12 protein-coding genes are annotated in these 12555 nt (G+C 43.4%); 2 read left to right on the top strand and 10 right to left on the bottom strand.

Features of this window, described 5'->3' with window-relative positions; genetic code table 11:
* Positions 1-4: 4 nt before the first annotated feature.
* Positions 5-349: a YojF family protein gene (locus EC604_RS07415; RefSeq protein ID WP_123063545.1), complete on the bottom strand. Its 345-nt coding sequence runs from the start codon at positions 347-349 to the stop codon at positions 5-7.
* Between the two features lie 301 nt (positions 350-650).
* On the opposite strand from EC604_RS07415, the gene EC604_RS07420 reads away from it, so the two are divergent.
* Positions 651-1421, top strand: a complete 771-nt coding sequence (locus tag EC604_RS07420) for a DUF817 domain-containing protein (protein ID WP_123063546.1) — start codon at positions 651-653, stop codon at positions 1419-1421.
* Positions 1422-1444: 23 nt separating this feature from the next.
* Here EC604_RS07420 and EC604_RS07425 read toward each other — a convergent pair whose 3' ends face one another.
* The 9 genes from EC604_RS07425 to EC604_RS07465 all read right to left on the bottom strand — a co-directional run bounded on the left by EC604_RS07425 (position 1445) and on the right by EC604_RS07465 (position 11827).
* Positions 1445-2164 (bottom strand): hypothetical protein, encoded by a 720-nt coding sequence (locus tag EC604_RS07425; RefSeq protein ID WP_123063547.1) that lies wholly within the window; start codon positions 2162-2164, stop codon positions 1445-1447.
* 204 nt (positions 2165-2368) lie between these two features.
* Entirely contained in the window at positions 2369-3262 is an 894-nt protein-coding gene (murB, locus tag EC604_RS07430) for a UDP-N-acetylmuramate dehydrogenase (protein WP_123063548.1), read from the bottom strand.
* 301 nt (positions 3263-3563) lie between these two features.
* On the bottom strand, positions 3564-4553 hold the full coding sequence (locus EC604_RS07435; RefSeq protein WP_205127917.1) for an SDR family NAD(P)-dependent oxidoreductase: 990 nt from the start codon (positions 4551-4553) through the stop codon (positions 3564-3566).
* A gap of 119 nt (positions 4554-4672) precedes the next feature.
* On the bottom strand, positions 4673-6076 hold the full coding sequence (locus EC604_RS07440; protein WP_123063549.1) for a PQQ-binding-like beta-propeller repeat protein: 1404 nt from the start codon (positions 6074-6076) through the stop codon (positions 4673-4675).
* 156 nt (positions 6077-6232) lie between these two features.
* On the bottom strand, positions 6233-8284 hold the full coding sequence (locus EC604_RS07445; protein ID WP_123063550.1) for a serine hydrolase domain-containing protein: 2052 nt from the start codon (positions 8282-8284) through the stop codon (positions 6233-6235).
* 112 nt (positions 8285-8396) lie between these two features.
* Positions 8397-9695: a sensor histidine kinase gene (locus tag EC604_RS07450; RefSeq protein ID WP_123063551.1), complete on the bottom strand. Its 1299-nt coding sequence runs from the start codon at positions 9693-9695 to the stop codon at positions 8397-8399.
* 1 nt (position 9696) lies between these two features.
* Positions 9697-10437, bottom strand: a complete 741-nt coding sequence (locus EC604_RS07455; protein WP_123063552.1) for a LytR/AlgR family response regulator transcription factor — start codon at positions 10435-10437, stop codon at positions 9697-9699.
* Positions 10438-10731: 294 nt separating this feature from the next.
* The gene (locus tag EC604_RS07460; RefSeq protein ID WP_429350822.1) at positions 10732-11304 is read right to left on the bottom strand and encodes an esterase/lipase family protein; all 573 of its coding nucleotides are present in this window, start codon (positions 11302-11304) and stop codon (positions 10732-10734) included.
* 214 nt (positions 11305-11518) lie between these two features.
* On the bottom strand, positions 11519-11827 hold the full coding sequence (locus tag EC604_RS07465; RefSeq protein ID WP_123063554.1) for a hypothetical protein: 309 nt from the start codon (positions 11825-11827) through the stop codon (positions 11519-11521).
* A 213-nt stretch (positions 11828-12040) separates the two neighbouring features.
* Between EC604_RS07465 and EC604_RS07470 the strand changes: the two genes are divergently transcribed.
* Positions 12041-12466 (top strand): hypothetical protein, encoded by a 426-nt coding sequence (locus EC604_RS07470; protein WP_123063555.1) that lies wholly within the window; start codon positions 12041-12043, stop codon positions 12464-12466.
* The last annotated feature ends 89 nt before the right edge of the window (positions 12467-12555 follow it).

Raw genomic sequence — 12555 nt, forward strand, 5'->3', positions numbered from 1 at the left:
TCCATTAGAACTTCTCCCGGCTCAGCTGCAGAGCCACAACCAGTTTGCCCTGGGTATCATGGCCGGCCATAATCAATCTATCTTGTTCCTGCTCATCAATATGGGTGAGCCCTTCAGCATAGACCCAGCCATCTGTCGTCTTCAGACCGACACGGTAGGGTCCCTCACCTGAAATAGAGCCCTGTGTATATCGAATGGCCGCATTGGTGATAAAAGCCGAAGCCGGATGCCGTGAACTATCGTAATGTTGAGCGTAAGCGCCCGTTGTCATCTCAAGATGCATATATACATCCTGATTAACAAGGCGATCGAGCCGAAGCTGGATATCTTGTGGTTGTATCAGTTGCATGACGGCCTCCCTGTTTCATGTTAAAGTATGAATTCCATTTTATCATATGCAACAAAGAATATACATTTAAAGCTGCTCCCATGCATAAAATGACAGGGCTTTAGCCTACGTTTACTCACTTTATTCCGTTTTTTCTTTCTATCGATCCCAGACCTAATCTGCACACTTGAACAAAATATGAACTTTCTTCTTCACTTTTTTCTATTTTTCAAATGGTACAATATCGATTAGATTAATATTAAGTAATTATACACTTTCAAATTTACTTGAGATCAGAAGTGTCAAAAAGGAGCTACTTCCTATGAAATCAATCATTCAGTTATTACATTTTGGCTATCATCAGGCCATGAGCTGCATTTTTCCCGTAGCTATTTTTGGTACGCTGGCTCTTTCAACGGTCATTCCATTTCCTTATATCCATCGCTATGATGCAATCCTGCTTATTCTGCTTGCTGTTCAATATTTGATGTTTCGCAGTGGGATAGAGACATTGGATGAAATCAAGGTCATATGTGTGTTCCACTTGATCGGTCTCCTGCTGGAGATTTACAAAGTACATATGGGATCATGGTCTTATCCGGAACCTGCGTATAGTAAAATATTGGGCGTTCCGCTTTACAGCGGATTTATGTACGCCAGTGTAGCCAGCTTCATGTGCCAGATCTGGCGAAGGCTGCGTATGGATATGACCGGCTGGCCGGGCATGGCTCCCTCTATGTTACTTGGCGCAGCGATATATCTTAATTTTTTCACGCATCACTTTATCCCGGATTTTCGCTGGTGGCTGACAGCACTGGTCTTTGTCGTCTTCTGGAAAACGTGGATTATCTACCGCGTACGCCATACAACCTACCGTATGCCTTTATCCCTTGCTTTCATTATCGTAGGGTTCTTTATCTGGCTGGCAGAAAATATCGCTACCTTCTTTAATGGCTGGAAATATCCGGATCAGCATGAGAGTTGGCAACTGGTAAGCTTCAGCAAGATCAGTTCATGGTTTCTGCTGGTCATTATCAGTGTAATCATCGTTGCACAGCTCAAATATGTGAAAGCCAATCGCACAGCGAAATAGCTTCAAAGAGAGCTATGTCCGGATCACATTGACGCTGACCTTTTCCCCAGCGTCACTGATCCGCTATCGTTTACCATTTCATTTTGCTTGCTTCCAACTTGTTTCCCCTCTTCATCATATACTTTAACGGTATATGGTGTACCCTCCGATGAAGGCAGCATCATAAACCAGACATACTCTCCCATATCTGTTTTGATCAATTTGGCTTCCGTTATGGACATGGAGCCGTTCTGCTCTGTTTCAGCAGTTACACGCTGGATACCCGGATGCTCGATTGTACCAAATACCATCGGAAAAGGAGTGTCTATCCCGTCAAGCTTTGGTAAATTCATATAATACAATGCATACTCAGACGGATCTATATCCCCTATTCCATAACCTCCGCCCCACACCCACTTCCACCCAAAACTATTTTTTCGTACGTATTCCAACTGCAAATTACTTGCTGCTTCACTGTTTTTTCTCTGCGTAAACAAGATCATCCCGTCGTCAACAGGCTCCTGATGAACTAAACGGGTATTAGAGGTTGACTCCCTGAATTGTTGAACTGCATCCTCAGGAGTACTGCCGATCGGAATCGACATGGTTTCGTCCAGTCCCATAGCTTTGGACAATGTCCGATCCGCCAGACCACCTGGCTTTTCTTTTATATACATATAGGTGTATCCCGATATCACAGAGATCGCTAAGAGCGCTATCGTTACGACTATAATCTTGAGAATGTTTCCCTTTCCTTTACTCATGCTCGGGCCTCCTTTTAAAAATAGATAATAATTAATTCAACACACAAACCCATCTAATATTACCATAATTATCATAATCGTTCTTTCATTTCTATAATCTACGACAAAAAAGCCGCCAATCGGCGGCTTCATCTCATTAACGGCACATAGTATAGTCATGCTTTAGGCATGGCCTAGTGCTCCATCTTTATATCCTGTCCTGAATTAATATTCTCCAAGGAATATCACTTCAGTTTCTAATTCCACCTGGAACGTATCCCACACCTTTTTCTGAATAAACTGAATCAGATCCTCATAATCCTTGGCAGTGGCGTGATCCACGTTCACGATAAATCCAGCATGTTTGGTTGAAATTTCAGCCCCACCGATGCGGGTGCCTTGCAATTGACAATCCTGAATTAGTTTACCGGCAAAATGTCCTTCCGGACGTTTGAACACACTTCCGCAAGAAGGGTATTCCAAAGGCTGCTTCGATTCTCTCAGGAACGTTAATTCCTTCATCTTGCTGGAGATCTCCTCTTTGTTCCCTTCGCTAAGCGTAAACTCGGCATCCAAAATAATATAATGATCCATCTTGAAGAGACTATTGCGGTAACTCAGCTTCATCTCTTCACGTGGAATAACAACAACGTTGCCTTCACGGGTAATGACCGTAGCCTTTTCAATTACATCCGCGATCTGACCACCGTAAGCACCGGCATTCATATATAGAGCGCCTCCTGTACTACCAGGAATGCCACAGGCGAATTCCATTCCCGTCAGGCTATGTGCCAAAGCTGCTCTAGATACGTCAATAATATCGGAGCCGCTTTGTGCCATGATGCGTGTTCCACTGACTTCGATCTGATCGAAGCGGCTGAGCGAAATCGTGACTCCCCGGATGCCTCCATCCTTAATAATAACGTTAGAGCCTTTGCCAATAACGGTCAGCGGCAACTGATGGCTGTTCGCTATTTCCACCACTTTGGTGATCTCCTCCACCGTGGTCGGATGAACGAGAATATCGGCCTTGCCTCCAATTTGAATAAACGTATGATTTTTTAGCGGTTCATTACATTTCACTTTTTCGTTAGGTATATGATTCTCAAAAATATTCATGATTTTCTCTCCCTGCGTTCTTCAAAAAGAACATGATTCCTACATTGTAAATCGAAACACACTCCGATGACAATCTATCCTCATAATTCCCTGTACATACTGATGAAATTCAACCGTGTACTATAATGATATTCCCCTATTTGCTGAATAGGTACTCAAGTACACGTTAAATTATAAATGAACAACATTTATTAGATCGTCAGGCATAAAAAATAATAGCGCTGCGGATTTATAAACCGCTGCGCTTGAACATTCTACCACATATTCTTAACATTCTCTAGCTTCTGAATAGAAGTCCGCTTCATTCCCGTCCGTTAGCCGGAATGTCCGTCTTCGTCAATTCAGCAGATAACGCCCATAAGCGCTCCGCCTGCTCAGCATCAATGGCGTACGGCTTCACACCGTAAAAACCGCCATCTTCGGGAGCCATCTCACTGATATTGCAATCTTCACAGTACACACCACCCATGCCTTCAAGCTTGGGAGCAGTTGCGGCCCATACCTGGGTTGCTGCACCCTGCTCCGGTGATTTGAACCCCGGATTAGCCACGTTGCCGGATTCATCAATCCAACCGAGAGCAACCATCTCATCTTTGGGCATATGACGCTGTAAGGGAGTCATGATTCCGCCCGGATGTACAGCAAATGCACGAACTCCATGCTGCTTGCCAAGTCTATCGAGTTCTACCGTGAACAAGCTGATCGCTGTTTTGGACTGACCGTATGCCGGGAACTTCTCGTATCCCTGTTCAAAATGAATATCATGCCAGCGGATGGGTGAGAAATGATGCCCTGCGGAGGAAAGCGAAACGACACGGGCTCCACCTTCACTGACCAGCGCAGGCCACAATTGATTGGTTAGCGCGAAATGTCCCAGATGGTTCGTAGCAAACTGTGCTTCCCAGCCCTCACCAATACGGGTCTCTGGGCAGGCCATAATACCTGCGTTCAAGATTAACATATCGATGCTGCGTGCGCTTGCCAGAAAACGTTCCGCAAATGCAGCAACACTGGACAAGTCAGCCAAATCAAGCTCGTCCACTTCCACGTTCTCAAGATCTGCCAAAGCTTCACGCGCAACTTCTGGTCTGCGCGCAGTCACAACAACATTTGCTCCCGCTCGCACCAATGCACGTGTCGTTTCCAGTCCCAGACCGGAATATCCGCCTGTCACTACGGCAAGCTGCCCTGATAGATCCAGTCCGCGTAATACCTCATCCGCTGTACTGCTCTTGTCAAAACCTGAATGTATATTCTGTTGCACTGTTCTTGTCTCTTTGTTCATATTCATTTGATTCAGCTCCTTCATACTCTCACTTATAGCTGCTTATCGTATTAATCCCTGTTGGGACTTCCATAATCAGTCTACACCTTAGAGTAAACTCGAAGTCAAATCAGGCGCGTTAAAACTTACTTTAAAGATGCAGGTAACCTAACTCCTGCGATTTTACCTTCCGAATGTATAATGATCGTATCTCCCGTTTTTAGCGTTTGATTATACATATCTCCCCCCGTTTTCACACGAAAAACGGGTTGGCCTGTGACCATATTAATCGCCACCATTGTGCCATTGCGTTGTGCCCGGTACAACCCTTTTCCATATATATCAATCTGCGAAACAGGAGCATCCCCGTTCCATGAAACATTCTGTCCATTAGCCAGCTTAACTGCAGCAAGTTCTCCATTGGCAGGATTTCTGAATATCAAACGCTGCTGTGCGACACCAAGCATTTCCATATTTTCGCCATAAGGTTTCAAGAATGTGCGTAATGGGGCATCTCCAGACTTATATTGATCAAGCGCATACTCTGCAATTTTGCCGTCCTGTTCCATATACAGCTTGCCTTCGAAGGCCATAATTCCTCCACGACCATTTACATATGGGGCTTGTCCAGACAGATTCCAGCTGTATTCTTGACTTCCTTTTAACGCTCCTGTCTTCAAGTTATATACGTTGATCGTCCATTTTCGAACGGGTGAGGACTCATCATCCTCTAGCATGGGTGAATGATAATCCACCGAATAGACAAGTCCGTTTTTGATCTGAATGGCATCTCCCTGACCGAATTTGCCCCATAGTTTCTTGCCTGTTTTCTGATCATAAGCGTTAAGCTGAATAGAGGTCAGAGCACCCTGCACCATGAAACTTCGAAGGACAACGCCCCCGGATTCTACCAAATACTCTGTTCCATTCCCTTCTCCAGCCGATTCATTAGCTTTCCACTGAAGTTTACCTGACTTCATATTGAATGCATAGGTTTGACTACCGTAAATAACGTATAACATATTGGGGGTCGGGATGACAGCTTTGGTATAAGGATCAGTATCGCTAGCAACCGCTATGTCGGACTGCCACTTCACTTTGCCCGTTTTGGCATTCAAAGCATAAGGCTTGTGACTACCACTAAGTCCGTAGAGAACACCATCCAGATAAGCTATCGTTGGCGTTAATTTACTGCCATAAGTCCATAATACCTTGCCTGTCTTTGCATCCAGCGCGATTAGTTTTGAATCTCTAAACGTAAATATTTTCCCATCTTCTGCAACAGCGTTACTCGCTATAAATGATTCGTTCATGTTCAGATAATTATCGACCTTAGCCGTCCAAGAAGGTTTCAATTCAGGTAAATGCAGGTTTTGTCCGGCATACCAATTACGTGCGGAGATATCTGCTTGCTCAGCATAAACTTGGGAAGGTAAAGCCGCGACAGCGCATTGTAGCATGAGTACTCCAGCGGTCAGTCCAGCGATAACGGGTTTCAGTTTACGTGTCTTGTGAGTTACAGAAGTAGAATGTTTAGTTTTTAATTCCATGGTCGTTATTCCTCCTGACGAAAGTAGATGTATGCCATCACTTATATAACGTAGCACTCATCCAAAATGTACCATTCTGAATGAAGAAAATTCAAATATACAAAAAGCCGCCTTACGGCAGCCCTTTGTAATGAATATTGTACTCAAATCGTTTTTTTATTTTAAACGAATCTGGAAGACATCCCCGGCTTTACCCCCAAATACAATAAATCCTTTTTTCGGAAGTTTGGTTGTCTGTTCGCCAGTCGCGATAGAGAACTGTAGCACCTGACCTTGATCATTATAAACCGCGTAACCACCTTGCTCAGGAGAATCCACCGTTATCGTCTTTTCAGCAGATTTCCCGTCAATCGCATACCAGCGCGCTTGACCATTTGCTGGAATGGTCGCAATTCCTGATTTCCCACTAAAAATAGGACGAATCGCCTTTTCCGAAATGTACTGCTGTCCGTTCTGGGTTAAAATTTCTGCATCCTTTTTCTTCATTAATTCCAGGTCAAAAGCATCTCGGCCATTCATAATCGGGATCTCTGCAACATTAACGGTATGGTTCACATCTTTAATTTGCGTCCCATTCACATAACCGTGCTCTGTGTTGACCTTGAAGTTTTTAATGAGCTGTGATGGAACCAGGTAGAAGAGCGATGTAATTTTTTCGTCCAGCGCAAAATAGTTCAAACCGTTCCGTGCAACCCACTTCTCTTGGGTAACTGCATCCAGCTTGTTAGGCTCCAGCTTTTGGTAATCGTACGTGTTCATCCCCATCTGTCCAAGTCCTGGCAAGCTAAGATATCCTTGAACTTTCACATAGGTCTTGGCGTTGCTTTCTTTCACAAAGCTTACTTTCACACTTCCGTCCTTGCTGGTAAAATACCCGTCACCTGTATACACATACTTTTGTTCAGCAATTAGTCCGCCCAGCATAGCTGGTAATGTGAATGCTCCATTCTTAATATCGATTTCCGTTGTTGCACCAACGGTTCCATACAAACCGGAGTAATCTTGCAGCTCAGCAGGCATCTCGGTCTGAACTGGCGCAGAGAAGGTACGATCCGGTTTGATGTTATCAATGATGCCCTGTTCCTTCAGTACTTCCAGCAACACTTTAGAGGCAAACATCTGGTCAAAAACAGAAGATCCACCTGAGGATAACACAGCCATGGATATGTCGTGCTCTGGAATCGTAATTAATGAAGCGTGATACATGATCGTATCGCCACCCTTGGTCAGTGCTTTAATGCCATACTCACTGAATGGAGCAAGTTCTACAGCATCCCAGCCGAGTCCAAAGTTGAACGAATTGATTTCGTCAGATACCCAGATACCTTTGCGATATTCTGGACTTTGCATCGCTTTAACAGAAGCCTCCGATAGAAGATCCGGGCGATTGCCCATCAGCAACTCCGCAAATTGTGTTAACTCCTCAGCCGTTGAATAAATGCCACCCGTTCCGATGATATTCGCATTTTCAACAGGCATCTTCGGTTTAAATGTTGGCCAATAGGTTGCAGCTAATTTTCCTCTGTCGAAAGAATCCAGTGGTGTCTTCGTAGAATCGAGCTGCAACGGCTTACTTATAAACTGTTCCACATATTTGCTGTAACTTAGTTCACTCACGCGCTCAACTAAAATCTCGAGCAATTGAAAGCCATCATTGCAATAGACCGAGTATTCCCCGGGTTTAGACTTGAGACGTTCGGCCTGAAGTTTGATCAGCAGTTCATCATGATTACGTGTATCGTTATCATTAAACAGTATGCTGTTTCCGTACTGCGAACCATATAAGCCGGATGAATGATTCATTAACATACGCGGTGTGATTTCCTTATAGCGGGGATCTGCCATTTTGAAATCGGTAATATACGTGGTAAGTGGCTGATCCAGGTCAACTTCACCAGAATCGACCAACATCATGACCGCAGTAGTGACTACCATTTTGCTTACGGAGCCTATACCGTACATGGTGTCTTTGTCCACGGCTTTCTGGTTCGCCTTATCATGAAATCCAGCGCCGTCCGATAAAATCATTTCCCCATTTTCCATAATCGCATATTGCAGACTTGTGACGCCGTAATTCTGAACCAGCATGTCAGCGATTTGTTTAGCTTTCGCTTGAATCGCCTGCTTTTCAGTCGCCTCAGCCTTGACTCCAGTTACAGGCATGATAATAAGCATAAACGCACACAAAACCGTAATTATCCTTTTCATTCCATACTTCCTCCTTCAGATCGATATACTTGAATGAATTCATCATATCCGGCAAAGGCATAGCCAGCGGAAAAGAACCCCGAATGGAAAAAAACAACCCCTGAACGACAGTTCAGACGTTGTTTTTGTTGTACGGAAGAACGACCATATTGTTAAAAGACCCTTGTGCTTGCTCAATGGTCATGTGCCCTCCATATTTATTGCATATTCTGGATATATTGGTCAGGCCAAAACCATGAAATTCTGAATCCGTTTTGTCACTGTTGAGATCCGTTGCCGGTTGGGCTGTATGATTCATAATCTGGATTACCAGAGCAGAAGCTGTGGAATAAATAGATACTACGATATAACGATCCTCGGCGACGCGTACTTTCTTGGATGCTTCAACTGCATTATCCAGGATATTTCCGAGCACCACACACAAATCATACCGTTCAATGCCTATATGCTGAGAATGGAGATTGATGCGCGTATCGATTCGAATGCCGTTCGCCTGCCCGACGGTCAGCGTATTCGTAACCAGAGCATCAATGACCAGATTACCGCTATTCACACGTTGGTAAGCATGCTCAATGGTGTTCATAGTAACATGCATATGCTCTGTTGCTGCCGCAAGTTCGTTACGTTTCACACACTCTTCGATATATAGAAACTGCTGATGGATATCGTGGATAATACTTTTAATGCTTTTGAAACTGTGCACGGTCTTTTCGTAGTTGGCATCCTGGTAATCCATCTGCCGCTGCAATTGTTCATTCTCATGAGCGAGATGCGCCTTCTCCACGATATTATCAAACACATATACAATAAATACATTGAGAAAAAGGGAGCCTAGCACCGAAAAAATATAAAAAATATTTTTTTCGCTATATATTGAAATGACATTGATCTGGTACACCGTAATCGCAGTTACGATCAAAAATAAAAGATAAGACCGATGATGCACTCTGAAGCTCCTGCGTTTGGCAATGAGATGAACAATGGGGATCACAACAAACATAATGCTGCATCCTAACAGCATCACTTTGGTGAACAACCATAGAGCTTCTGGTCCATAGAGAGCCTCTTTCAGATAGTCAATTCCATCAATCACACTCAGAATATACACTGAAATGATGTTCACTGTTGTTAGCAGTGCTGCATACATAACCGTAAACATAATCTTCAGTTTTAATTCTACCCGGTAGGATTGTGCCAGAGTAAAGATAAAGATCAATGCAAGCGAAGTCGAAAGAAAAGAAGGTAAACGCGTAGCCAAATAAAAGAAATCGAGCAGGATAAACACAACAAAATAGATCGTTCTGCGGGGTTTACGTCTGGATTTGCCCAGCACAGCATCAAAATAATAATTGGCTTGAAACGTCATGAGCAGGGTCATAACAAAGACGGGTACCAGTTGCAAAATAATCATTTTACTGAACCCTCATGATCATGTATTTGGTATACGTATCCTTGACTTCTTTGATTTTGGAACGACCTATAGGTAAAGAGGTTCCATCCAGCATCGTGACTTGTGCCCCCGTGAACTTGTGTACATGCATTAGATTAATAAGCACAGATCGGTGAATTTGCATAAAACCGTGCTCTGTCAGCGTTGTAGCATAAGCCGATAGAATACCTTTGGTTTCATAAGAGTTATCACGAGTAATCACCTTTAGCTTGTTTTTAACCGTGAGGCTTTTGATCACCTCAATCCATAAAATATCTTCATATTTCAACATCAAATCATCGTAATCTGATTTAATCACCAGATACTTTTTATCCATAGCTTGAAAATATTGATGCAGTTTGATCAGCTTCTCTTCCAGTACAGCCTCTTGAATCGGCTTGATCAAATATTGGAACGTCATGACATCGAAACTCTGAACCATATACTCCGGATAACTGGTCAAAAACATGATTTGCACATCCATGATCTTGAGTTTTCTAATTTCCTGTGCTGTCTGTATACCATTCAACCCACCCATCTCTACGTCCAGAATGAGCAGGTGAAACGTCTCTCTCTGATCTTTATAATGAGCCAGAAGTTGTTCTCCTGAACTGAACATCGTGATATGAAACTCGATATTGGTTTTGAGCGAGAACACTGTCAACATATGCCTCACCAGTTCTCGCTGTTGCTCGTTGTCGTCACATATCGCTACATGATACATCCCATCCCGCCTTCCTCGAACACAAGCCGTTTTATTCATACTAATATACTATCTTATCATGCTTAGAAGGTTAAGTATGGATTGAAAAGCATCTACAGCACCCTGAAATGCAGGCAAACGCAAAAAACACAACACAGTGATGACGCTGCCTTGTTCTATCCTTGGATTGTTTTCGATCTTTCAACTTATGGGGTTGTGAGCACCACCTTAGTCTTGAAAAAAACGACTGACCAGAAGTGGTCAGTCTTGTTATAAGCGCTAATATATGATGAGTATATAAGTTCTTAAACCACCCTATTCGATGAGTGCGGCCTTAATCAATGCATTTACCCTTGAGTTATAGAGCAATCCGATATGAGATACCAGATTAACGGAAATATTGTTTGCCCCGTCCAGTCTGGATAAAAGAGGCGAAACAATGGTGTCGCTGGTTGAATAGATTGAGGTAACTCTAATGCCGCTTGGTGCGCTGTTCGTTGTCAACCGATTCGCCCCGCCCAGCGTAATCAATTTATCCACCTTATCTCTGCCTCCGCGGTTCAATATGTAGTACAGGCTGTTAGCTCCGCCCATGCTATGTGCAACGATATGAACTTTAGAATGCCCCGTTTGGCGAAGCACATCGTCCACAAATCGGCTGATCGCCGCAGAGTTCAACAGCTGATTCCCTGCTTTGCTCGGGAGATCCATGGCAAATAATTCATCACTTGACCATCCTTCACCCCGTAGGTATCTCTCAATTAAAGCAAAATTGCTGTCCGACCCTGTCAATCCATGAACAAAGACAATAGGTGTCCGCGCAGTGGCAGCAGAAGCGGTCGTACTCTGCCCAATTCCAGGTAAAGTAAAAGCAAAGATCGTACTCATCAAAATAATTAGCAGTGGTCTTAACCTTTTCAATCAGATCATCCTCCTGTGAAATGAGATATCCACATTTTACAATTTATTAAATGTAAATAACATGGTATTTTAGTCTCATTTAACCAATCAAGTATGATGTTTACTGCTAATTATTTTGTCGAAATACAGGTGTACTTCTCTTTTGGCTTGCCTCTTCATACTGCCTCGGAGCACTAGACAACTATCCCTCTACAATATCCGCATGCAGTTGCGACGCCGCTTCCATCATAACCGGAACGATGGCTTCGTTCGAAATAGCAACGTACAACTCCCCCATATACAATCGGAATGGGTATTGTTGTCCTTCATGTTCCCACATAAAAAAGTCACCTTCAATGGTCATCGTACTCTCCGCCCCGACGATATTAAGCACTGTGGAGTAGGTAAACTCCGGCTTGGTAGCAAAATATGCTTTGCATTCCTCCACAGAAATATGTTGTTCCGAATTGTTTTCCTGCATCGATCTCGTTATTTTAAAACGCTGGTTCATCTCGTTATGCCTCCAACTTCAAATTATTTATTTTTACTTTATATCATAGAAACGTATTTTCTCATTTCGTTCTTGATGTGTCAAAACATACGTTCAAAAGCGCTTTAATAGTCCATGTAACTTTCCTAATTTGGCTAGTCCTAAGCGCTCGTCCATGCGAATGTGACCTCATTGAATATAGTATTCTATCTGAATGCGAAGGAGGAATATCATATGACCCAACTACTTGATGCAAGGGTATCGTTGAATGCAGCTACATTTAATTCCATTGCCATTCCTATTCCCGTCATTAATACCCCTACATTATTTGCACAGATCGGGTTACTGACTGCAGGGGCAGGCCCTAATCCCAGAGTTTCTCTGAAAGGAACGATTACAGTTCAGCTTCCACTCGCTCTTTTCCAAGTCCGAATCACAATTGTACGTGGTACGGTTGCAACGGATCCTCTCATATATTCAGCGAATCACACGTTTGGTTTGAACGGATTGCTTGTGCCCGAGGTCATCATGTTTTCTGCAAATGACTATAACCCGCCTGTAACTCCACAAATAACGTATACTGCTTTTATCAGCACCAATCTACTTGGCACAGTCCGGGTAGGTCCCGAAAGCTTCGACGGATTTATCGTTTCTGATTAATGTTTTCGATTACGGTCTCGTATGTAATGCCTAACGCCCCATCCCTGTAATCTGCATATGCATTGTAGAAAACAGGTATGGGACGATTA

Origin of the sequence: Paenibacillus amylolyticus, from assembly GCF_003719335.1 — a bacterium.
In the GTDB taxonomy this organism is placed as follows: domain Bacteria; phylum Bacillota; class Bacilli; order Paenibacillales; family Paenibacillaceae; genus Paenibacillus; species Paenibacillus amylolyticus_D.

Excerpts from the sequence above, each read along its gene's own strand:
- EC604_RS07415 (WP_123063545.1), bottom strand. The coding sequence starts at position 349 with ATGCAACTGATACAACCACAAGATATCCAGCTTCGGCTCGATCGCCTT.
- EC604_RS07425 (WP_123063547.1), bottom strand. The coding sequence starts at position 2,164 with ATGAGTAAAGGAAAGGGAAACATTCTCAAGATTATAGTCGTAACGATA.
- murB (WP_123063548.1), bottom strand. The coding sequence starts at position 3,262 with ATGAATATTTTTGAGAATCATATACCTAACGAAAAAGTGAAATGTAAT.
- EC604_RS07465 (WP_123063554.1), bottom strand. The coding sequence starts at position 11,827 with ATGAACCAGCGTTTTAAAATAACGAGATCGATGCAGGAAAACAATTCG.
- EC604_RS07420 (WP_123063546.1), top strand. The coding sequence starts at position 651 with ATGAAATCAATCATTCAGTTATTACATTTTGGCTATCATCAGGCCATG.
- EC604_RS07435 (WP_205127917.1), bottom strand. The coding sequence starts at position 4,553 with ATGAATATGAACAAAGAGACAAGAACAGTGCAACAGAATATACATTCA.
- EC604_RS07460 (WP_429350822.1), bottom strand. The coding sequence starts at position 11,304 with ATGAGTACGATCTTTGCTTTTACTTTACCTGGAATTGGGCAGAGTACG.
- EC604_RS07470 (WP_123063555.1), top strand. The coding sequence starts at position 12,041 with ATGACCCAACTACTTGATGCAAGGGTATCGTTGAATGCAGCTACATTT.
- EC604_RS07440 (WP_123063549.1), bottom strand. The coding sequence starts at position 6,076 with ATGGAATTAAAAACTAAACATTCTACTTCTGTAACTCACAAGACACGT.
- EC604_RS07450 (WP_123063551.1), bottom strand. The coding sequence starts at position 9,695 with ATGATTATTTTGCAACTGGTACCCGTCTTTGTTATGACCCTGCTCATG.
- EC604_RS07445 (WP_123063550.1), bottom strand. The coding sequence starts at position 8,284 with ATGAAAAGGATAATTACGGTTTTGTGTGCGTTTATGCTTATTATCATG.
- EC604_RS07455 (WP_123063552.1), bottom strand. The coding sequence starts at position 10,437 with ATGTATCATGTAGCGATATGTGACGACAACGAGCAACAGCGAGAACTG.